Here is a 24,892-nt window from a genome sequence, read left to right on the forward strand (position 1 = left end):
GAATGAATACAGAAAATATACAGATTCAGATAAAAACATTCTTCGGGCTGGAACAAATCCTGGCGGAAGAGATTAAAAAGCTGGGAGGAAGGAAAGTTGAGGTTAAAAACCGTGCGGTAAACTGTGAAGGAGATTTGGGCTTTTTGTACAAGATCAATTACTCTGCGAGAACAGCCTTGAAAATTTTGGTTCCGATTCATGAATTTAAGGCTTTCAATCAGCACCAGTTTTACGACAGGCTTTTCAAATTCAACTGGGAAGAATTTATGGATGTGGATCAGTCTTTTGCAATTGATTCTACCGTAAATTCTGAAACATTCAAACATTCTCAGTTTGTAACGCTGAAAATGAAAGATGCGATTGTGGATTATTTTCAGGAAAAATTCAAAAAACGCCCGAATGTAGAAACCAAAAATCCGGATATTAAATTCCACCTTCATATCGACAGAGAGTTAATTACCATTTCTCTGGATTCTTCGGGAGATCCTTTATTTAAAAGAGGATACAGAAGAGAGCAGGGAGAAGCTCCGATTAATGAAGTTCTGGCAAGCGGAATGCTTCAACTGGCAGGTTGGGACGGAAAAGGTAATTTCCTTGATCCGATGTGCGGTTCCGGAACACTTTTAATTGAAGCGGCAATGATTGCTTTGGATCTTCCGGCGCAAATTTTCAGAAGGAGATTTGCTTTCCAAAACTGGAAAAATTATGATGCAGATCTTTTTACCAAGATTAAAGAATTCAGAATCAACAGGGTGAAAGAGTTTACCGGAAAGATTGTAGGTTACGATATTGATGCCAGAATGCTGAATGCGGCAAGAATGAACATCGAAGCAGCAGAAATGGAAGACGTGATTGAAGTGAAAAAGCAGAATTTCTTTGATTCCAAAAAAGAACATTTCCCTTTGTTGTTGGTCTTCAATCCACCTTACGACGAAAGAATTTCTATTAACGATGATGATTTTTACAAGAAAATAGGCGACACTTTCAAAACCCATTATCCGAATACATTGGCATGGCTGATTTCTTCTGATCTGGAAGCGGTGAAGAAAATCGGTCTTCGTCCGTCAAGAAAAATCAAGCTTTTCAACGGAAAACTGGAAACCAGATTTTTGCAGTATGAAATGTATGAGGGAACGAAGAAAGTTCATAAATTAGAAGAAAAATAAAATGAAAACCTTCCGGAAATGGAAGGTTTTTTTTATGATTTTTAAATAAAAAATATATTTTTGTCAAAAAACTCAAATCATGAATTGGAATTTTCTGGATATTTTAGACATTGTATTCGATGCTTTGGAATTGTTTGGAAGGAATTCTTCTTCAGATCTTAGTTATCACGAAAAGCTCAAAAATGAAAAGCCCAAAAAGTATTTTACAGAAAAAGTAAGTGCAGTATTTCTTTTTTCTTCGGGAGTTTTATTTTTTTTCGTATTCAAAGATCCATTGCCTTCTGAAAAATATGTTCAGACATTAATTGTTGCTTCACTTATTGGAGTTGCCATTTCATTTTTATTATTTTTTGTTTTACATTCTTTAGAAAAATACTATTTCAAGAGTGTTTTTCAGTGGCTTTTTTTCAGTGTTTCTGTACTGTCTTTTATTATTTCTTTGGTTTTGTGGGTTTATTTTAAATCAGGACTGTTTGTTTAATTTTATTTCCAATCCTCGACTCTGGAAAGTAAAAAAATGATTAAATAGAGTAAAAATCCTCCGATCATAATTTAGCTCCCAAAAACAGATCTTCATCATCTTTATTGTTAATAGGTTGTAGAAAAACCCCTGAATAATCGGATACTGCTTTGCCATAGCTATCATAATCAGGATCTGTTATAGTAAGATATTTGAATGTTTTTATTTTTTGAAAATCATAGTTTTGCATTTCAGATTTAATTCTGTTCATAAATATACCCATTTGCATTTCTTCGGGAATAAAATTTGTATCAGAAAGTTCTTCAAACTTCAGAGAATAGTAAGTATTGCTGTTAGGAATAAAATGGTACAGAAAATAAATCTGTAAATAACGGGTTCCGTTATTTGTGTTTTCTTTTATCGTTTTATAAATAATTGGTTCATTGATGACCTCAAATTTCTCGATAAATAATTTGGGACTTCTTGATTCATAAATCTTTTCTACTGTAGTAGTTTTTGCCTTTACACCTTCTTTGTAACTGTTCATAAGATTCATAACTCCAAATTGTATTATTAAAATACAAAGCAGCGATGAAAATAAAATGATATCTTTTCTTTTTTCACTAAGCCTAAATTTTTGGATGAATTTCATCTCAATAGAATAAGCAGGAATTAATGTAAATAAGATGGCAAATATCCATGTTCCGAATCCAAATTTTGGAGGAAAAGGATGAATATTAAATAACCAATATGAGGGTATAAAAATAAAGGAAGTTGTAATTAAGCCAATAATAAAAATTATAATAGAATATTTAAATTCTCTAAAACCACTCATCACATTTATGTTTAAAGATCAAAAATACTCAAAAAACAACTATTACGGTGTAATGTTATTGTTTATCATCTTAAATTAAGCTGTTAATTTCCAAAATCTTTTTGCTCATTCCTTCCTGAATAAGTAATTTTGAAAAATTTTCAGATTTGAAGCCTACAATTTCCATTATCGTTGCTATTTTTAATCGTAAAGACGAACTTTTTGAACTCCTGAATTCTCTTACTGCGCAGACAGACAGAGAGTTTGAGATCATTATCGTGGATGACGGCTCATTAATCGATTTAAAACCAACGATTTCAAAGTTCGAAAGTTTTCTAACCATTAAATATTTCCGGAAGGATAATTCAGGACCGGGTTTATCAAGAAATTACGGTGCGAGAAGAGCGGAAAATGAATGGCTTGTTTTTGTGGACAGTGATGTTATTGTAGAGAACGACTACATCGAAAACATCAAAAAAGATATTCTTGAAATTCCGTGTGATGCTTTTGGCGGAGCAGATAAGGCGCATAAAGGTTTTAATCTGATGCAGAAAGCCATTTCTTATTCCATGACTTCTGTTTTTACAACCGGAGGAATCAGAGGAAGTAAAAAAGCCGTTTCAAAATTTCAGCCCAGAAGCTTCAATATGGGGGTGAAAAAGGAAGTATTTGAAAAAGTCGGTGGTTTTTCAGAAATGAGAATAGGAGAGGATCCGGATCTTTCCATGACGCTTTGGGAAAATGGCTTTAAAACTGCTTTTTTCGATGATATTGCAGTCTATCACAAACGAAGGGTAGATTTCGGCAAATTTTCAAAACAGGTGTATCAGTTTGGCTGTGCAAGACCAATCCTTAATCAAAGACATCCGAATTATGTAAAGATTTCATTTGCATTTCCTACCTTGTTTATGCTAGGTTACGTGATGGGATTTATAGAATATTTTATTCTGGGAAAAGGCGTTATTCTTGCGTTTTATGGGTTATATACTTTTATGGTTCTTTTCCATGCTTTGTGGGTGACCAAAAACATCAGCATTGCCGGAATGGCGGTTATTTCCACCTACATCCAGATGTTTTCTTACGGGTATGGCTTCTTAAAATCGTGGATTTTGCTGAATATTTTCAGGATGAAACCCGAAGATGCCTTCCCGAAACATTTTCATAAAGTTTGATTTTACCACTAAAATTTTTAATGCATTACTTTTTAGCGTAAATTTTTTGACGCAAAGATTTTTTTAGCAAAGCTTTAATTTTAGTCAGTAAAGGCAAATAAATTTGCTACGCAAAGCTTGAAAATACGCTTCATCAAAGCAATTTATTGATTCTTCTTTGTTCCCTTAAATAATGGGTATTTAAAATTAAACTTTGCGTTAAAAAAAACTATGCTTTTCGATTACATTAAATATTGCTCTGTAGGCGCGAAACTTATCTAAAAAAATACATTTTTTGAGCTTTTGAAATGCTGCAAAATAGCATACAAAATATCTTTTATAACATTTGCGGTTAAAAAAACAAAAGCTGTCGAATTAACAACAGCTTTTTTTACAATAATTAAGATATGGAGATGGTTTCATGGCTGAGAACACCTGTTTTTAGCATACATTCTCTCATCTTTTCATACGTTCGTTCGATGTCGTGATCCAGCCCTATTGAGAATCTGATCAGTCCATCGGAAATTCCCATCGCAGCACGTTCTTCCTCCGGAATTTCAGAAGAAGTGGAGCTTCCTGAGCATGAGAATAAAGTTTTATAAAAGCCTAAACTTACCGCAAGATAACCCAGATTTTCCTGCTGCATTAATTCCATCAGTTCATTGGCTTTTTCTGTGGTTCCCGCGTCTAAAGTCAGCAAACCGCCGAATCCGTACTCTTCGTGCATCATCGTTTTCATCAGTTCGTGGTTTTTATGAGATTTTAATCCGGGATAAGAGACACGCAGTCCGTCTTCTTCAAATCTTTGTGCAAGATACATGGCATTATAACTGTGCTGTTTCATTCTGATGTGCAACGTTCTGAGATTTTTAAGAATACTTGCAGAACGAAGACTGTCCATCGTAGGTCCCAATAGCATACACGCTCCGTTATTTACGTTTTTCGTATCGTTAATGAACTCCTGAGTTCCGCAGTACACTCCGCCAACGGTATCGCTGCTTCCGTTGATAAATTTCGTTAAAGAATGGATCACAATATCTGCGCCCAAAAGCTTTGGCGAAATAGAAAGAGGAGAGAACGTATTGTCTACGATCAGTTTCAGATTATGTCTTTTACAGATTTCAGAAAGTTTTTTAAGGTCTGCAACTTCCAGAAGCGGGTTGCTTACACTTTCACAGTAGATGATTTTTGTGTTTTCGGTAATTGAGTTTTCAACAGATTCAAAATTATTGATGTCTACAAACGTCGTCTGGATATTGAATGGCGGTAGAAAATTTTTCATGAAAGCATACGTTCCGCCGTAGATTGTTCTGCTCGAAATAATATGATCTCCGCTTTTGCAGACCTGCATCAGAACCGAAGTAATCGCTCCCATTCCCGATGCGGTTACGTTTGCTGCTTCTGTATTTTCAAGTTTTGCCAGAGCCTGCGCAAGATACAGATTCATCGGAGAAGAATGTCTTGAATACAAATAGCATCCTTCCGCATTTCCTTCGAAAGTATCGAACATCGTTTTTGCAGAAAGAAAAGTATAGGTAGAACTGTCTGAAATTGATGGGTTTACTCCGCCAAATTCACCGAAATACTGTAGATCCTGTATTTCGTTGGCTGCATTAAAGTCGTTCATATCGTTTAAATTTTTTATGCTATAAATATGAATAACCTTCAGAATTATTACAATAAAAATTTAAATTATTAGAATATAAAACTATTAAAATTTAGATTGATAGAAAAAAAGTTTATTATATTTGAATTTAATAAACATTTGATTAAAATTTATCTATGAGTTTTGATGATACCGATAAAAAACTGCTCCTTTTTCTGCAGGAAGATTCCAAACAAACCACCAAAGAACTGTCTCATAAGTTAGGTTTGTCCGTTACGGCTGTTTATGAACGCATCCGGAAACTCGAAAATACAGGAGTGATTTCAAAATATGTTGCGATTCTGGACAGGAATAAAATCCAACGAAATTTCATTGTGCTTTGTCACATCAAACTCGCTCAGCACAAAAAGGAATACGTTCTGCAGTTCGAAAAAGAAGTGATGAATTTAGAAGAAGTAACCGAATGCTTCCATGTAAGCGGAGACTACGATTATATCTTAAAAATCGGGGTAAAAGATATGGAAGACTATCGAAATTTTATGCTTACGAAGCTTACCACATTGCAGCATATTGCAAGTACCCACAGCTCTTTCATGATCTCTGAGGTAAAAAATACAACGGCAATTGTTTTGTAGAGAAAAAAGTTTTTTTCAGGAGCTATTTCCCGCTTTCCGCACTCGCTATTTTCATGGATTTAGGGTTGCGGGGGGAAAGCCGCCGCAACCCTAAATCCATGAAAATGAGCTCAGACAAAGCTGCAATCGGGGCTAAACCGCGGTCTTAATTTCAATTGAAGACAATTAATTAAACCAAAACCCCATTCTTAGAAGCGATAGGATCAGGCAAATCCGTTTCTCCTGTCATTTGCAGAAGATCAATCTCAATCGTTCTGCAGATCGAAAGCATCGGAATATCAAACATAAGACCCTCAAAAGGATTTTCAGAATAATCTCCAACCAGCTCCATAATAATATAAATCCAGCCAATTGTAATACAAAACGGAATCGAAGCCCAGATTCCCCAGTCTCCCAATTTGGCAAATTCACTCACCAAACCTAACGGAAGAAGCATAATAAAAATGACATTAAAAACGAAGGCGGTACTTGCAAACTGTCTTGGCAAAGGAAACTTTTTAATCCTTTCCGCCTGTCCCTGCAGCGTATAAAATTCATTAAGACAATCCTGCAGTTGCTTTTGGTTGAAGTCTGAAATAACGTTCATGTTTTTAAGCTCATTAACATCTTTCGACTGCTGAGCAATAAGGTAAGTCGCGAAATTTTTATACTGAGACTGCAATTCAGTTTCCTCTTCAGACAAGTATTTGTTGAGGAAAATAGGCGTTCTCCCATAATCAGGAAAACCCGCCTTTATCAGTCGGTTACGCTTATAATCCACACTTTTGAACCGATCTTCTTCTACTTTAATATGTTCCCACTCTGTAGGAATCAGGAGTTGCTCCCTTAACTGATACAGCCATGCAATATGCCGGAAAACGATTTTCTTTCTGCGGTCTTCCAGATCAAATGTTCCTACTTTTTCTTCTTTAGTATCAAAGGCATAAACCATCGATCCGAGCATTCTGCTGGAATTAACAATTCCTCCCCAAATTTTTCTTGCCTCCCACAATCTGTCGTAAGCTTGGTTGTTTTTAAAACCAACTAAGAATGCTTCCGCAGTACCAATCAATGCGACCGGAACCCACGGAATAATCATCCAGTCCCAATGAAAAAAATGAAAAAGCACAGCAATTAAAGTACACCAGATCGAAATCAGAATCACATGAAATCCTGATAAATTGAGAACCTGTCGGTAATTAACGTATTTTGTTGTAATCATATTTGTGCAATTTAATTTTGAACCAGCAAAAAACTTAGCAAAACAGATACCATGTTTTGAAACAGAATTTGAAAAACTTTCGCTGACAGCATATAAATATAAGAAATTAAGACACAAAAAAACCTCTAAAAAATTAGAGGCTTACAATTTTTATTTTAAACTGAATTAATATTTCAGCATTTCTTCGATTCTATTGGAAAGCTTTTCCGCATTCGGAAGCATTTCCTTTTCAAGTACCAAATTGATAGGAACGGCAGGAACATCCAGAGAACCCATCGTTTCTACCGGAGCATCAAGATATTTAAAACAGTTTTTCGAAATTCGGTGAGCGAAAGCTTCCGCAAAAGAATTATTCAATTGCTCTTCCGTTAAAACGATACATTTTCCGTGTGCTTTTACCCTTTCAAAAACCAGTTCTTCATCCAGAGGAATTAAAGTTCTTAAATCAATCACTTCAACTCTTCCATTGAAGTTTTTCGCCGCTTCTTTTGCCCAGTAAATCCCCATTCCGTAAGTAACAATTAATAAAGTTCTGCCTTTTTCGGTTTCTTCCTTATCAGCTTCAATAATTACTTTTCCTTTTCCGAAAGGTAAAATATAATCTTCCGCAGGTTCAATGGTTTTTGCATCCTCCGTTCCCGGAACCTTGCTCCAGTACAACCCTTTGTGCTCCAGCATTACCACCGGATTCGGATCGTAATAGGCTGCTTTTAATAAACCTTTGAAGTCTGCCGCGTTGCTCGGATAAGCAATTTTAATTCCTTTGATATTCGCTAAAATACTTTCAACACTTCCGCTGTGGTAAGGACCGCCACCGCCGTAAGCTCCGATCGGAACACGGATGATATTGCTTACAGGAAATTTTCCCTGACTTAAATAACTAGATTTTGAAATTTCTGTAATTAACTGATTGATCCCCGGATAAATATAATCCGCAAACTGAACTTCAACAATCGGTTTTAATCCGACTGCGCTCATTCCCGCTGTGGAACCGATAATATAAGCTTCCTGAATCGCGGTATTAAAAACCCTTTTGCTGCCGAATTTTTTTCCTAACGTTACCGTCTCACGGAAAACCCCGCCGATTCTTTCCCCGACATCCTGTCCGTACAGCAAAGCTTCCGGATGTTTCCACATCAATTCCTGAATCGCGTGAATGGCGGCGTCAACCATCACAATTTTTTCTCCACCTTCAGGTTCTCTGGTTCCAATCTCTTCCGTAATTGGAGTTGGCGCGAAAACATGATTCATTACACTTTCTGGCTTCGGATCTTCTGCGTTTTTAGCCTTTTCAAAAGCTTCTTCAGCTTCAAGACGGGCTTTTTTCGTAATCTGTTTTAATAATTCTTCATCAACTCCGGATTCGATCAAATGATTTCTTAGAATATTTCCCGGATCTTTCGCCCGGTGTTTGGTTAAATCTTCCTCGTCTCTGTAAAACTCTCTTCGTACTCCCGAAGTGTGGTGACCAATTAAGACTGTTTTTGCGCAAACTACCAAAGGTTTTCTTTCAGTTCTTACAAAATCCACCGCTTTTTTCATTACTTCGAAACTTTCCACGAAATCAGTTCCGTCTACTCTCATTCTGCTTAAACCCGTAAAACCGGCTACAAAATCATAAGCATCACAAGTTCTTGCTTCCTCCTTGGTTACGGAAATTCCCCATTCGTTATCCTGAACAAGGAAAATAATAGGCAACTGATGTAAAGCAGCAAACTGGAAAGCTTCACTTACTTCACCTTCCGTTACAGAATTGTCGCCCAGACTGCAAACCACTACCGGATTGTTTTCAAAATCCTGCAATTCAAAATCCTGAATATATTTAATTCCCTGCGCAACTCCTGTTGTCGGAATGGTCTGCATTCCTGTCGCAGAACTCTGATGAATAATTTTCGGTTTATTTTCGTCCCTGCTTGAAGGGTGTGAGTAGTAAGATCTGCCTCCGGAAAAAGGATCGTCAGCTTTTGCCAGCAATTGAAGCATCAACTGGTAAGGTTCAAAACCGATTCCTAAAAGTATGCTTTCATCACGGTAATATGGGGAAACCCAGTCTTCTTTTTTTAACTGATATGCTGTTGCCAATTGAATAGCTTCATGACCTCTTGATGTACTATGAACATATTTACAGACATTTCTGTTTTCTTCATAAATATCTGCCATTGCTTTGGCAAGCATCATGTGGTTATAAGCCTTGAGTAATATATCTTGAGAAACCTTTTCGTGAAGTGTATTTTCCATAGAAAGCAAAGATAAACAAAAAATCAAAATACTAACAATCGTTAGTGTTTTTCGGTAATCTGTTGTTTTTCAATGTTCTTTGATGTCTGATTTGCGCTAAAACCTGATTTATCAAAATCAAATATATATACCATGATTCAGCAGGATTTATAAAAACTAATTCCAAAAGACAAAAAATTAAAGTAACTTTACATTCTCTTTTTAATAAAAGCTAGAAAAATTACATGTATTTAGTTTTTGACACAGAAACCACAGGTTTACCGAAGAATTTCAACGCTCCGCTTTCAGATTCATATAACTGGCCAAGAATGGTGCAGATTGCGTGGCAGTTGCATGATGATGACGGAACATTAATTGAAAATCAGGATTATATTATAAAACCGGAAGGGTATGATATTCCCTTCAATGCCGCGAGAATTCACGGGATTACAACAAAAATCGCCAATGAGGAAGGTCGTGATCTCGAAGAAATTTTAAATGAATTTTCTAAAGTTTTAGAAAAAGTAAGAGTGGTCTCCGGACACAATGTGGAGTTTGACTACAACATTGTGGGAGCCGAATTCTACCGTAAAAATATTAAAGACAATCTTCAGGAAAAGCCCAAAGCCGATACGATGATTCTGGGAACAGATTTCTGTCAGTTAGGAGGCGGAAAAGGAGGAAGGTACAAAGCTCCGAAGCTGGAAGAACTTTACGAAAAATTATACGGTCATAAATTTGATGAAGCGCACAACGCCGCTGCCGACGTAAATGCAACGGCGCAGGTTTTCTTCGAAATGATGAGAATCGGGATCATTCCTGCGGAAGTACTGAAAACTTCGGAAGATCAGCTTGCGTATTTTAAAACGCTGTATCCTGATCCGATAAAGCCTTTCAATATTGTTATCAGAAGGCAGGTTGCGGATTTTCACAACAAAAAGAAACAGCAGGACTTCGGAAGTATTGATGAGATCGACCTCGGAAAATATTTCAACTTTGATAACCACAGTGTTTTCTCTACTTTAACGGCTACCACAAGCATCAACGATTTAATTAAAAAAGCAACTGATGATAATTTTCCCGCTGTCGGAATGGTGGATCTGGGAAATATGATGGGTGCTTTCAAATTTGTTTCTGCGGTAGAAGGCGCAAACGGCGACCGTGCGAAAAAGCATAAAGAATACCTCGCTAAAAAACAGGAAGCAGAAGAAAAAGGCGAAGAATTCAATGAACCGGAACCGGTTTCACAGCCTTTGATTCCTGTAGTTGGATGTGAATTTTATATTTCAGACCGTTATGAGCAGAAGCAGTTTACCAAAGATGATCCCGACCGAAGAACGCAGGTTGTCTTATTGGCAAAGGATTTTAACGGCTATAAAAATTTAGCCAAACTATCCAGTATCGGATTTCTTAAAGGATTTTATTTCGGAGTTCCGAGGGTAAGCCGGGAATTGATTGCCGAATATAAAGAAGGAGTTATTGCTCTAACTTCAGGAATTCACGGAGATATTCCGGATGCCATTTTAAATACGGGGGAACAGAAAGGGGAGGAGCTTTTCAGATGGTGGAAAGATACTTTCGGAGACGATTTTTATGTCCAGATCCAGAACCATAAACTGCCGGAAGAAGAGCATTTAAATGATGTATTGTTGCATTTTGCCGATAAATATAATGTTAAAATTTTAGCGCAGAATGAAACGTTCTATACCAATAAAGACGATTCTAATATTCAGGATATTGTAAGCTGCATCAAAGATGGTGAAAAGCTTTCAACGCCTGTAGGAAAAGGTTTTGGAAAAAGAAGAGGACTTGCAACCGGAGAATACTATATGAAAACGGCGGATGAAATCAAGGAAGCGTTTTTAACGTATCCCGATGCATTCGAAGCATATGAAGAATTTTTCGCAAAGTTCAAGCCTTATACTTTAAAAAGAGACGTTCTCCTTCCTAAATTCGATATTCCGGAAGAATTTATTCATCCCGAAGATGATGTCGATGGCGGAAAACGCGGTGAGATGGCTTATCTTACCTATTTAACGTACGAAGGGGCAAAAAGAAGATATGTGGAAACCGGAATTACAGATGAGATAAAAGAACGTCTGGATTTCGAACTGGAAGTTATTGCCAATACAGGATATCCCGGTTACTTTTTGATTGTTCAGGATTTCTGTAACGAAGCCCGTAAAATGGGCGTTTGGGTGGGTCCCGGTCGTGGTTCTGCGGCAGGTTCTGCAGTTGCCTACTGTATCGGAATTACAAACGTAGATCCTATTAAATACGATCTCCTTTTCGAGAGATTCCTGAATCCGGAAAGGGTTTCCATGCCCGATATCGATATCGACTTTGATGATGAAGGACGTGATAAAATCATCAAGTGGGTGGTTGATAAATACGGAAAAACACAGGTTGCCCAGATTATTACCTATTCGGTTTTAGGAGGTAAATCTGCGATTAAAGATGCGGGGAGAGTTTTGGATGTCCCGATTCCTGACACGAATAATATTGCTAAATTAATTCCTTCCACACCGGGAATGAATATTGCGAAAGCTTTAGCAAAATACGATAAATTAAAACCTGAAGAACAACAGCTTGTTGACGAAATGCGCTACGTTCTCGACAGTCCGAATGATGCGCGTCACGGAGTTTTGGCGAGTGCAAAAAAAATGGAAGGCTGCATCAGAAATACAGGAATTCACGCTTGTGGGGTTATCATTACGCCGGAAGATGTAAGTAATCTGGTTCCGGTAACCATTGCGGCAAAAGATGCCGATATTCTGGTTTCGCAGTTTGATAACTCGGTGGCAGAAAGTGCAGGGCTTCTGAAAATGGACTTTTTAGGGCTGAGAACTTTAACCATTATTAAAGATGCTTTAAAACTAGTAAAAGCAAGATATGGAGTAGATATTGATCCGGATCTTATTCCGCTTGATGATGCAAAAACCTATCAGTTATTTAAAGAGGGAAGAACAGTCGGGATTTTCCAGTATGAAAGTCCCGGAATGCAAAAGTACATGAGAGAGCTGAAACCTACCGTTTTTGCCGATCTTATTGCCATGAATGCATTGTACCGTCCCGGTCCTATAAAATACATCCCGAACTTCATCAACAGGAAACACGGAATTGAAGAAATCGTCTACGATTTACCGGAAACAGAGGAATATTTAAAAGAAACCTACGGAATTACCGTATATCAGGAACAGGTAATGCTTTTATCCCAGAAACTGGCAAATTTCACGAAAGGGGAAGCCGATACGCTGAGAAAGGCGATGGGTAAAAAGCAGATCGACGTTCTTAATAAAATGTACCCGAAATTCATTGAAGGCGGAAGAAAAAATAACCTCAACGAAGAACGTTTAGAGAAAATCTGGAACGACTGGAAAGCCTTTGCAGAATATGCCTTCAACAAGTCTCACTCTACGTGTTATGCATTTATTGCGTATCAGACTGCTTATTTAAAAGCCAATTATCCGGCAGAATATATGGCGAGTGTGATGAGTAACAACATTAACAATACAGATTCCATCACCATGTTCATGGAAGACTGTAAAAGTATGGGCGTTGATGTTTTGGGACCGGATGTAAACGAATCGCAGTACAAATTCTCGGTAAACGAAAAAGGGCAGATCCGTTTTGGTCTGGGTGCCATTAAAGGAATTGGTGAAGGTCCGAGTGAAGCCATTACAAGAGAAAGACAGAACGGAAGATTTAAAAATATCTATGATTTCTTCGAAAGAATTCTGCCTTCGCAAATGAATAAAAGAGTGGCAGAAAGTTTGGTTTTGGCAGGAGCTTTTGACGAACTCGACAATTTCCACAGAGGTCAGTATTTCGATATTGATATGGCGGGAAGAACCAATCTCGAAAGACTGATCCGTTACGGACAGAGCTTTCAGGAAAGTAAAAATGAAATGGAACATTCTCTTTTTGCGGATTTTGCAGAGGAAGTTCAGATCGAGCAGCCCAAACTGGCTCCGTGTCCGGAATGGCCGAATATGCATAAGCTGAATAAGGAAAAAGAAACCATTGGATTCTATCTTTCTGCACATCCTCTGGACGAATTCAAATACCAGTTCCAGTTTATACAGGGAAGTCTTTCCAAAAAATCTGTTCTGGAAAAAGAAGACGAATCTAAAATCGTAATAGATGAGGTTCCGATCTTAGAGCAGGAGGTTCCGGAAGATGTGGCTGAACTTGCGGAAATTGTTTCCGATGATGTGATTGCGGGTGAAGAAGAGGAAATCATTGAGGAAGTCACCAAAAAAGCAGAGCCAAAAGGTGTTTTCCATTTCCTTAATCTTGATGAAGTAGATGCGTATAAAGAACAGGCTTTTGCGAATAAGCAGGAAGAATTATTCGAAGAGAAGAAAAAAGACTGGAAAACCTTACAGAAGGAAAGAGAAAACGGCGGTGGCGGAAAAGAATATACTGTTGCCGGTCTGATTACCGAATATGTGGTAAAAGATGGTTTCCGAAGTGGTGAAAAAGTGGCTTTTGTAACGTTGGAAGATTATTCCGGTTCTTATTCTTTCCGACTGGGAGATCGTGATTATATGAAGCTGAAAGAAAAACTGGAGGTTCAGCGGTTTGTTATTTTCAAAATAAAATTTGCTCAGGTAAAGGACGGAAGGGTTTTTGTGAATGTTACGGATGTTATTGAGCTTCAGGAAGCTTTTGAGAGATTTGCAAAAAGTATTTCCTTAGTGATGGATGTGATGGATTTCCGACCGGAAGACCTGAATTTTTTCAGAAAAGTTTTAGAAAGAAATCAGGGAACGCAGAAGCTGAAATTTTATCTGAAAAATGTAGAAGAAGATTCGAAGGTGGAACATCTCGAAGTTCAGTCTATGAAGCATTCTGTAAATCTAAGCGGTGAACTGATCAAAGAAATTCAATTATTAAAAAAATATGAATTTTATCTGAATTAAATTTAAAACTCTGCTGATATAAATTTAAAGTGGCTATGAATCTATTGATCAGATTTTTAGCCATTTTTATTTTTGTGTTTTTTAAACCAATACCATGAGCCACTCATTAAAATTCCACTTTTTATTGATCTGTTAAAATTAAATTAATGTTTATTTTTTATTAAAATATTTTATCTTTTTAACATTAAATAATGATGAATTTCTGAATTTTAACAGATTTAATGAATAATTTTTATATTTTTACCGCCCTTAATTTTATTGAAATATGAAGAAAATTCTACTCACGTGTCTTCTTGCCTTGGGATCGGCAGCGTTTGCACAGGTGGGACCGCCTCAGGCTACCAATCCGAATACCAATAACGGCTACGGATTTACGCAGACTACAGGAGCTTACACACCGCTTTCTGCCTCCAGAACAATTTGGCAGTCGGGAGCAGCCTTAGGGACAGATGCTGTTTCTGCTGCGATTAATTTACCATCAGCTTTTAAATTTAATGGTAAATCTTATAACGCTGTTTACCTCAGCAATAATGGTTTTGTAACGCTTGGAACCGCTGCTCTTGCAGCTACATATACCGGGTTGTCTACAGATACCACAACTCCCTATGAAGGGGCATTTGCAGGTTTTGCAGCCAATTTGAAGAACGCAAATACAACAACCTCCGAGATCTCTTACGAGACTGTTGGTTCAAAATTTATTATACAGTTTAAAGATCTTCAGGGAAGTGGGGCATCTGCTGCGCAGCTTCTTAATTTTCAGATTCAGTTTGATTTAACTTCTAATAATGTAAGCATTGTTTACGGAAATTGTGTTTCCGGTACTGCGGTCTTAACGGGACAGGTCGGAATAAGAGGATCAGAAGCTTCTGATACCAACAACAGAGTAGGAACGGACTGGACAGCAACTTCCATAGGAACAGGAAGTACAGATTCGGTTACTTTAGGAACGACCAATTCCACAACTGTACCTGCTTCCGGTCTTACGTTTACTTATTCTCCGGGAACATGGATTGCACCGCCTGCAACGTATGCTGCGATTCCTTTTAATGAAAGTTTCACGACATGGGAAAACGGAAACTCCATAGGCGATCTTCCTAATGCAAGCTATTGGAGAACATGGCCTTCGAGAGGGGATAACTCATGGAGAGCAAGTGATATTACGGTAAATGGCTACGCAAGTACAACAGGATGGACAAGCGTGGGCGGAAATATTGCTGTTGCTGCACCCGGTATAGCTCCTGCCGCAAGATTCCATTCATACAATACGATCAATGCTTCAGGATATATGGACTTGTATATCAATTTATCTTCTGGAACAGGGTCGAGGCTGTTGTCGTATGATTATCAGAATACTTCAGGAACTGATGTTTTAAAAGTTTTGGTTTCTACGGATGGCGGAAACACTTTCAATCAGGTGGGTTCTACTCAGGGGATTTCTGCTTCATGGGCTACCAAATATGCAGACTTGGGAACGAGCAGTCCGACAGCGATTGTAAGATTTATGGCTACAGGAGATAACGGAAGCAACGATATTTATATTGATAATGTAAATATTTCCGTAATTCCTTGTATGTTCCCGGATTCTGTAACTCCCGGAACGACTACGTCTACGACAGCTCCGGTAAGCTGGACGATGGCAAATCCTGCACCGGCATTTGATATCTATTACAGCACGACCAATACAGCACCTACTGCTGCTACCACGCCAAATGTTGTGGGAGCAACAGGTTTAACGTATACAATAACCAATTTAACGCCGAATACAACCTATTATGTTTGGGTAAGATCCCGTTGTTCTGCTTCGGATCAGAGTTCTTGGGTTTCAGGATCTTCTTTTGCCACGAAAACGTTCTGTCCTACGGTTTCTGCGCCTTCTTCGGCGGCAACAGGAGTTTCCGTGACGCCTGCATTTACATGGACGGCAAATCCAGAAGCTACAGGATACAGATTATCTGTGGGTACAACTTCAGGAGGAACAGATGTTTTAAATAATTTGAATGTAGGAAACGTATCAACGTATACTTTGCCAACAGAATTAGCATATAACACAAAGTATTATTATACGGTTAATTCCTATAATGCTGCGATTTCATCTACAGGATGTACAGAGAGAACATTTACAACACTTTCTATCTGTCCTGCACAATCTGCGCCTGCAGCATCTGCCATTAATGTTCCGCTTACGCCTACCTTTACATGGACGGCTTCTTCCTCGTCTGCAGTTACAGGCTACAAACTGAGAATAGGAACAACACCGGGTGGAAATGATGTGCTTAATAATTTTGATGTTGGAAATGTTATCACATACACTTTGCCTACTTCCCTTAATTACAGTACGGTATATTATTGGTCTGTAGGAGCATATACGGCAACTCAAAACTCATTAAACTGTACAGAGAGAAGCTTTACAACTGTTTGTCCGGCTGTAACCTCTCTTCCTGTGTCTGAAAATTTCGACACCACAGCTACGGGAAGCAGCAGCAATACAAATGCACCTTCCTGCTGGAGATATTTAGAACCGTCATCTTGGGCAGGATATGGCTATGTAAATACATCGTATAATTCTTCTGCTCCAAATGGTTATTATCTATATAATGATACAGCTACTACAGTGGGAGGAATGTTGGTTTCCCCACAAATTACCCCTCTTTCAAACGGGGCAAACAGAGTTCGTTTCATGGCTGTGGGAGGGGCTGCAGGTTATACGCTTCAGGTAGGAACGTTAAGCAATCCTGCTGATGCTTCTACTTTTACGCAGATCAGTTCGGTTACTTTAACGTCAACTATGGTTCAGTATACGGTAAATATTCCGGCGGGAACAGATCAGTATCTGGCATTCAGACACGGTGTAGGAGGAACTTACAGAGGAATCGGGATTGATGATATTAATATTCAGACTATTCCAAGCTGCGATAATCCGACATTAATTACTGTACCATCAACTTCAGCTAACGGAGCTGCAGTTAGTTGGACGGCACCTTCTTCTACGATTGGAGTAGGGTATGATGTTTATTACAGTACGACAAATACACCACCAACAGTAACAACGGTTTTAAATGCGGCTAATTCAGTAACTACAAGTGGAACGGGTACAACAGCTAACCTGACAGGATTAACCAGTGATACATTCTATTATGTATGGGCAAGAGCTAAATGTACCACTACTGATAACAGTGCATGGGAAGGCGGAACAAGATTCTATACAAGCAATTACTGTACACCTTCAACTTCCAATCAGAATTCATGGATCAGTTCATTTACATCCACCACTGCCAATACCAATATGGCATACAGTTCTGCAACAGCAAACAGTGCAGCAACTTTTGGCTATAAGAATCTGATGAGCTCAAATAATATTTCAATAGCGAAATCTTCTTCCAATACGGTTATTCCTGTTTCCATAACGGCGGGAGGACCTACTGTGGGAATGGCTGTCTGGATAGATTTAAATCAGAATAATGTTTTTGAAGCTTCCGAAAAGCTGTATGCAACAACAGCTTATACCACAACCACAAGCGGTGCTACACTTACCATCCCTGCAAATACGTCTGTAGGAACATACAGAATGAGGGTTCTGATCAATTACAACAACAGTGCACCAACGGATCCTTGTTTAGGTTTTTCAAGAGGAGAAATTATTGATTATTCACTTATTGTAACCGCTCCGCTTGCGACAAACGAATTGTCCGGTACGAAGAACGAAATTAAAGTATATCCGAATCCTTTTACAGATATTTTGAATATATCGGATATTTCTAATGTAAGAACTGTTTATGTAACAGATATTGCAGGAAGATTGGTTAAAACCATAACCCATCCTGAATCATCAGTTCATTTAAATGAATTGAAAGAAGGGATGTACTTAATTACTTTAGATATGAAAGACGGATCTAAACAGACCTTTAAAGCGATTAAGAGGTAATTCTGTTCACTATACCCATCAATAAATTATAGAGACTGCCAATTTGGATAGTCTCTATTTTTTTTGAGAAATGTTACATTACAGTTCTGTGTCCTGAAAATAATAACTGGGATGCAAAAGTTTCACTTTAAGCAGATATCTCAGGTTGGAGAATGGTTATTTTTTTATGTTAAGTTATAGTTGTTTATAAATCAGTGATTTGTGATTAATAATTAACTGTCTAATAAACAGTTTTTTATGAATTGCTTTTTAATTACAGAAATTTTAATTTTTTAAATGATTGTTTAAAAATATCACTCTTAATGTGTTTTTTTTATGTTAAATTTAAATATTTATTGATTTTTTTTTAATTGGGTTAAATTTATTTATAATTTTACAAGTCCTAATTTTAATTTAACAATTTATGAAAAAAACGTATTTTTTACTTTTATTGATTGGCGGTGTCGCCTCAATAAAAGCTCAGACCACGTATTATTCGAAAGCCTCGGCGACGGATTTTACAAATGTGGCTTCCTGGGGAACCAATACTGACGGAACGGGAACGTCACCCGGTTCTATTAGTAATGCAGATAATTTTGTAATACAAAATTCATCAGCAATGACGCTTCCCGGGAATGCATCGGTAAGGCAGCTTACCATAAACTCAGGAAGTTTAACAGTTGCTGCAAATACGCTTACAGTAAGCATTGCCAACGCAAATAATTCAAATCTTACTGTCAGTGGAGGAACATTTACTGTTTCTGGCGGTAATGTCCTGATCAATGGCTATTTAAATTACACATCTGGTAATTTTAATCAAAGTGGAGGTACAATAACCATTGATCCTAATAATGCAGGAGCTACAGCTACAAGTACTACAAGTAGCCAATATACATTAAATATTACTTCTTCAAATGGAGTAAACTGGACAGGTGGTACTTTAGTTTTATTAGATCCACCTGCGTCCACCTCATCTTCGCATTACTCGATTTATTATAACACGTCTGTTTCTTCAGAGGTTTCTTTAAATCATACTTTAAAATTTGGAGATGGCGTTTCAACAGATGCGGGAGGAAATGCAATAGGATTTTACATATACAATTATGTAGGTTCCGGAAAACTAAATTTTGGTAATGTTGAAGTAAACAATCCTTCTGGTACCAACAGAATCGTAAAAGAATATTCATGGAGTAATGGTATAAAGGGGAACTTAACGATTACGGCTGGAGAATTAGACCAGAATTCAATAGCGTTAACCGTTGGTGGTAACTTAGTTAATAATGGCATCTATACAGCAAGTTCCACATTAACATTTGCAATGCCTTCAAGTACATCATCTGTTGCCAATACAGTTGCTCAAACCATATCAGGAACCGGTGTTTTTAGAAATTCAGCAACAACTTCTACAGCTAATTTTGCAAGTATAACTGTTAATAACTCAAGTGCAGGCGGTGTTACTTTTGCAAATGCAAACTCGTTATTAAGCGGCACAAATACAGGTACTGTTTCAGGGACATTAACTTTTACAAATGGCGTGGTAAATACGGGATCTAATGCTTTTATATTAGGTGTAAGTGGTACAACTGTTGGTTCACTGTCGTATACTGCAGGAGGGTTCAGTTCAGGTTCTACATTCAGCAGATGGTACGGAACAGCAGGATCAGGAACTACTATAGCAGCATCTACAATTCCAACTCCGGGTGCAGGAACTTATCCTTTTGTAATGGGTAATCCTGTAATTGGACTTTCAGCGGATCATTTTCATAGAGCTACTGCAGCATTAACTACGGCTGGTCAAATGGCTGTAAAGTTTAATGGTGCTTCAGGTACTACAGCAATAACTCCTTTAACCGAAGGTTCATTAACTTATGACAGGCAGACGAATGCTAATTGGGTGGTGACGACTTCTGCGGGATACGCTTCTTCTGCTACCCATACTGTTGCCGTTCAGGGGCAGGGAACTTATACAGCTGTAACTCCCAATGTTACGGTATTAAATAACGGGGCGTTGTTAGGTACTGCACAGGCAGGTACAAACCAGCCTATGGGGCAGAGAGCTGCAGTTCCTGCAGCAAATATAGCAGCTACTTATACATTAGCTTCAATTACTTCAGAAGCTCCTATAGAATCAGCACAATCCGGTCCTTGGGAAAGTACAAGTACATGGGTAGGCGGAGTGGTGCCTTCGTGTGCTAATGCAGCTATTCTTTCAGGACATACGGTGACTGTATCTTCTTCTACAACGGCAAATCCAAGTAATGTAATTATTAATACAGGAGGAGCTTTAGCTGTTACAGGGGGTTCTATTGCTGTAGGATGTGTTAATAAAAACAATTATATTAACAATAACGGTACCTTATCGGTATCTGGAGGAACATTAGCAGTAAATGGTAATATTAACAATGCTTCCGGTTCTACTTTTGCTCAAAGTGGAGGAAATATTAATGTAGATGGAAACGATGCGGGCGCCACAGCGACGAGTGTAGCTTCTGGTACAAATATAGTAAATATAGCTACAGGAAACGTAACGCTTACCGGTGGAACGATGACGGTGGTAGATCCTCATGCAGCTAACAGTACTACTTCATACGCATTCTCCTATACGGGAGGAACTGCGATTGATAATACAGCTGGCTGGACTCTGAAGTTTGGTGACGGATCATCTACAGATGCAGGGGGTACTACGGCAACGGCTTCTGCTGCGGGAGGATTTATCTGGAACAATGCAGGAAGTAAAATCTATTTTGATAATGTAATAATAGATGGAGCTGCAGGTACAAACAGATATGTAGCCAACTCTGCTACAACAATCGGTATTAATACATTAACGATTAATGCAAACGGAGAATTCAGAATGCCAACATCAGGAGTAAGTATTGCGGGTAACTTTACCAATAATGGTACATTTACACATACTGCTTCCACATTGAGTTTCCAGAATTTCAAGAATAACGGAACAGCATCAGCTTCTACTACACCGCAGACTGTTTCAGGAACCGGAGTATTCAGAAATAATATTGTTACGGCAAGTTCTACAGCTAATTTTACTTCTGTAACGATTAATAATAGTTCTTCAACAGGGGTTACTTTTGGCAATGCAAACTCTTTATTAAGCGGTGCAAATACAGGAACTGTTTCTGGTACATTAACAATGACAACAGGTTTTGTAAATACAGGTGCTAATACTCTTATTTTAGGAACTTCAGCTACATCTAACGGAACTTTATCTTATACTGCAGGTGGCTTTAGTACAGGAAGTACTTTTGCAAGATGGTGGCCTACTACAACAGGTGGAGCAACTATTACAGCAAGTACAACACCGTCAGCAACGACTACAGGAGTATATCCTTTTGCTACAGGAACATCAACCGCTTTTGTGGCAAGAAATCTTTACTTAAACCAAACAGCTGCTGCTACCACTGGTGGTAAAATTGCAGTACAATATAATGATGTTGCGGGAACAAATACTGTAAGCATTGTAGATGGGGCTTATACTGTAGATACGCAGGCAAAATCCAACTGGGTTGTTTCTCAGACAGGGATTACGGGAACACCTACTTATTCTATGGCAATAAACGGGCAAAATATTTATACTGCTGTTAACGGTAACAGCAGAATTACCTTAGCTTCTGCTCCGGCTTTAGGGACACACCAAGCAGGAACAAATTATGTAAATGCACAAAGAACCGTTCTTCCATTGGCTAATTTAGCGGATACTTATTATTTAGGTATCGCAGCTTCGGATATTCCTTTTGTCTCTTTAGGAAACGGAAACTGGAATAGTGCTGCAACTTGGAATAAAGGAACGGTACCATCTTGTACAGATGTGGTGCAAATTGCAGCAGGTACTACGGTAACGGTAAATTCCGCAGGAAATGTTTCTAAAAATGTTACGATTAATACAGGAGGGACATTGGTAAATGCATCCGGTGATCTTACGGTAGGTTGTACTCTTAAAAATAATTCATTAGTAAATAACGGAACATTAACAATTTCAGGTGGTATATTAAATGTAAATGGTAATGTAAATAATGTAAATGGATCAACATTTAATCAATCAGGTGGAGATATTATTGTAGATGGTAATGATGCAGGTATAGTGGCTAATTCTGTTGCTTCTGGTACTAATATCTTTGGTTTTGGTACTTCAGGAACAGGAGCTACATTAAATTTAACAGGCGGTAGAATTGTTATTGTAGATCCGCATGTGGCAACTTCAGCAGCAGGAGGTACTTCAAATGGACATGCTTTCGCGTATTGGGGTAATGGTTACCGTGCAGGAGTAAATCATACAATTCAATTAGGAGACGGAGTGTCTACTGATGCAGGTGGAAACACGAGTGGTCTTCAATATAATACTTGGCCGGGCACTGGATATTTTATTGCGGGTAATTTAGTTATTAATTTACCTACAGGTACAAATAGATTTGTTGTACCTCCATATACCGTAGGTGTTGAAAAAGATTTAACCATTACTTCTGGTGAGCTAAGATTATCTGGTTCAAAAATTAATGGAAATATTGTAAATAATGGTACGCTTACTTCTACTGGTACTTTAGAATTGGCACAATGGGGAGCAGATTTAACATCTTCTACTTCTAGCGTGGCATCTACCAATGCTCAAACTATATCTGGTACAGGTGTATTCAGAAATTTAGCAGCATCTCCTACAGCTAACTTAACTAGTTTAACTGTAAATAATGCAAGTACCGGAGGTGTTACATTAAATGCACCGTTATCAGTAAGTGGAACTTTAACGCTTACAGCAGGTAAAGTAAATACAACTTCTACTAACTTATTGACATTAGGTACAGCAACAGCTGCAGGTACATTGTCAGGAGGCAGCACTACATCTTATGTAGTGGGACCATTTGCCAGAACGATTGCTTCCGGTAATGCGAATACAAGTTATATAGTATATCCTGTAGGTAAAACAGCGTATGCTCCAATTGCATTGGCACCTGCAACTACGGCGGTAACCAATATGAAAGCTGAAGCTTTTGATTCCAACTCCGGAACGGCTGGCGCAGGTACTCAAAATTTATCTGCTACAAGAAGATGGGAAGCTCCACTGGTATCTGGTGCTTTCTCAACCATCAATGTAAGATTAGGGGATGCAGCAATTGCAAGTAGCAATTTCCCGGTAATCGCGACAACAGCAAATGGAGTATATGACAGCTCATTTGGTACTACAGGTACTTATGCGGCAGGCAGTCCAAATACAACACAATCTACTACTGCATTGGCAAGCACCGGTTACACAGGTTTCCTTTCTTATGCGGAAATGGCACCTACATTGGGTACAGGCGAAATATTGTATAAAGACAAAGGAATTAAAGTTTATCCTAATCCATTTGTGGATGTACTAAACATTTCTGATGTATCTAATGTAAAATCTATCTTTATCGTAGATGCTGCCGGAAGGTTAGTGAAAACTATCGCAACCCCAGCTTCTCAACTACAGTTGGGAGAGCTTAAAGAAGGATTGTATTTAGTTACTCTTGAAATGAAGGATGGCTCTAAACAGACATTCAAAACAATTAAGAGATAATCTTAAATAATTATACTAATAAAAAGGTAGAGGCTGTCAATAGGATAGCCTCTATTTTTTTGATAAATGTTTCATGAAAATTCTTTACTATGAAAACGTTATAGCTGCCAATATGTTGAAGTTATCTAAAATTTTTCATAAAATATACCTGAACAGAAAAACGCTTTCAATTTTTTTATAAATTAGCCCTTTAAAATTTTAAAATAACACAATGATTACAACCGCCAATCTGGAAAAATACCGTAACGGAGATTTTCTGCAATTCGTGAACAATGTACTGGAACTTTTACCTCAAGCCGCTGCCGACCAATTAAATATAGGCAGCCAAAGAACAATTTTGCAAACAGCGGCACAAAGTTTTAATAATGCTTATCTGCCCTATACGGGAAGCGATATTACGCCGGAAATTCAGGCTTTGGATGCGCAGAGAGACAACGCTGTTATCGGGATTAAAATGATGCTGGAAGCATGGCAGTACCATTTCGATCCGGTGACCAAAAACAATGCCTTTGCACTTCTAGATATCCTTAACCGTTTTGGAGACCGTATCTACAAGCTTCGGTATCAGCTGGAAACCGCCACGATTAACAGCATCGTAGCAGAATGGGAAGAAAAGCACAGTGATAAAATCTCCCAGCTTCAACTTACGGACTGGGTAAACGAGCTGAAAACTTCCAACCAGAATTTTAACAACAAGTACATTGCCCGTACCGTACAACTTTCGGAAGTAGAAACAGGTGTGTTAGCCACCGCCAGAACAGCATCTACGGAAGCTTACCGGACACTGAAGCAGCATATAGAGGCTCATGCCCTGCTTACCCCGAATGCAGAATACGATCAGTTGATGGCAAAGCTCAGCAGTCTGGTAAACCAATATAATCTTGCCGTTACCAAATATAGCAGTACGGAAGAAAGCGGGGGAGAAGATCAGAAACCTGAATCTCCGCAAACCCCTTCCTAGAGCCACCGCCGAAGGGAGGGAGCTGTCGGGAGCAGCCGAAACCGTCCCGCCTAAAGAAGCAGACCTTCGGAACCCGCCGGGTGTATTCCGCCAAAAGGAAAACATTTTCGGGGAGTTCCGAAATCGTTTCGCCCAAAGGAATGTGTTTTCGGGAGCATCCGAAGATAAAATGCCTGCGGGAGCATATTTTAAAATAGTCTGATATGAAAAGGCAGAAAAAAGTTCATCTAAAAGACTTAAAATTATTTTTTATGGTTTAGAAGATCAAATACTTTTTCTACAATATCTTTAATAGGTAACGACC

General features: G+C 38.3%; 12 protein-coding genes. 8 read left to right on the forward strand and 4 right to left on the reverse strand.

Annotated elements, in window-relative coordinates; all coding sequences use genetic code 11:
* Positions 1-2 precede the first annotated feature (2 nt).
* Positions 3-1,166, forward strand: coding sequence for a class I SAM-dependent RNA methyltransferase (locus tag KKI44_RS21865; RefSeq protein ID WP_214589128.1), 1,164 nt, complete (start codon positions 3-5; stop codon positions 1,164-1,166).
* A gap of 79 nt (positions 1,167-1,245) precedes the next feature.
* Positions 1,246-1,647: a branched-chain amino acid ABC transporter substrate-binding protein gene (locus KKI44_RS21870; RefSeq protein WP_214589129.1), complete on the forward strand. Its 402-nt coding sequence runs from the start codon at positions 1,246-1,248 to the stop codon at positions 1,645-1,647.
* A 64-nt stretch (positions 1,648-1,711) separates the two neighbouring features.
* On the opposite strand, the gene KKI44_RS21875 is transcribed toward KKI44_RS21870, so the two are convergent.
* Positions 1,712-2,173 carry a hypothetical protein gene (locus KKI44_RS21875; protein WP_214589130.1) on the reverse strand — a complete coding sequence of 154 codons (462 nt, stop codon included), beginning with the start codon at positions 2,171-2,173 and terminating at the stop codon, positions 1,712-1,714.
* A gap of 434 nt (positions 2,174-2,607) precedes the next feature.
* Between KKI44_RS21875 and KKI44_RS21880 the strand changes: the two genes are divergently transcribed.
* Entirely contained in the window at positions 2,608-3,612 is a 1,005-nt protein-coding gene (locus tag KKI44_RS21880; protein ID WP_214589131.1) for a glycosyltransferase, read from the forward strand.
* A 379-nt stretch (positions 3,613-3,991) separates the two neighbouring features.
* On the opposite strand, the gene KKI44_RS21885 is transcribed toward KKI44_RS21880, so the two are convergent.
* Complete coding sequence (locus KKI44_RS21885) at positions 3,992-5,218, reverse strand: aminotransferase class I/II-fold pyridoxal phosphate-dependent enzyme (RefSeq protein WP_214589132.1); 1,227 nt, start codon at positions 5,216-5,218, stop codon at positions 3,992-3,994.
* A 155-nt stretch (positions 5,219-5,373) separates the two neighbouring features.
* Between KKI44_RS21885 and KKI44_RS21890 the strand changes: the two genes are divergently transcribed.
* Entirely contained in the window at positions 5,374-5,832 is a 459-nt protein-coding gene (locus tag KKI44_RS21890) for an Lrp/AsnC family transcriptional regulator (protein WP_214589133.1), read from the forward strand.
* 169 nt (positions 5,833-6,001) lie between these two features.
* Here KKI44_RS21890 and KKI44_RS21895 read toward each other — a convergent pair whose 3' ends face one another.
* Entirely contained in the window at positions 6,002-7,033 is a 1,032-nt protein-coding gene (locus tag KKI44_RS21895) for a bestrophin family protein (protein ID WP_214589134.1), read from the reverse strand.
* Positions 7,034-7,198: 165 nt separating this feature from the next.
* A complete protein-coding gene (locus KKI44_RS21900) occupies positions 7,199-9,271 on the reverse strand; it encodes a thiamine pyrophosphate-dependent enzyme (RefSeq protein ID WP_214589135.1) in 2,073 nt (690 codons plus the stop codon).
* A 224-nt stretch (positions 9,272-9,495) separates the two neighbouring features.
* Between KKI44_RS21900 and dnaE the strand changes: the two genes are divergently transcribed.
* The 4 genes from dnaE to KKI44_RS21920 all read left to right on the forward strand — a co-directional run bounded on the left by dnaE (position 9,496) and on the right by KKI44_RS21920 (position 24,588).
* Positions 9,496-14,175 carry a DNA polymerase III subunit alpha gene (gene dnaE, locus KKI44_RS21905; RefSeq protein WP_214589136.1) on the forward strand — a complete coding sequence of 1,560 codons (4,680 nt, stop codon included), beginning with the start codon at positions 9,496-9,498 and terminating at the stop codon, positions 14,173-14,175.
* A 265-nt stretch (positions 14,176-14,440) separates the two neighbouring features.
* Positions 14,441-18,097 (forward strand): GEVED domain-containing protein, encoded by a 3,657-nt coding sequence (locus KKI44_RS21910; protein ID WP_214589137.1) that lies wholly within the window; start codon positions 14,441-14,443, stop codon positions 18,095-18,097.
* A gap of 403 nt (positions 18,098-18,500) precedes the next feature.
* The gene (locus KKI44_RS21915) at positions 18,501-23,627 is read left to right on the forward strand and encodes a T9SS type A sorting domain-containing protein (RefSeq protein WP_214589138.1); all 5,127 of its coding nucleotides are present in this window, start codon (positions 18,501-18,503) and stop codon (positions 23,625-23,627) included.
* 211 nt (positions 23,628-23,838) lie between these two features.
* Positions 23,839-24,588 (forward strand): DUF6261 family protein, encoded by a 750-nt coding sequence (locus KKI44_RS21920; RefSeq protein WP_214589139.1) that lies wholly within the window; start codon positions 23,839-23,841, stop codon positions 24,586-24,588.
* Positions 24,589-24,892: the final 304 nt, after the last annotated feature.

Origin of the sequence: Chryseobacterium sp. ZHDP1 (genome assembly GCF_018603435.1) — a bacterium.
GTDB lineage: Bacteria > Bacteroidota > Bacteroidia > Flavobacteriales > Weeksellaceae > Chryseobacterium > Chryseobacterium indicum.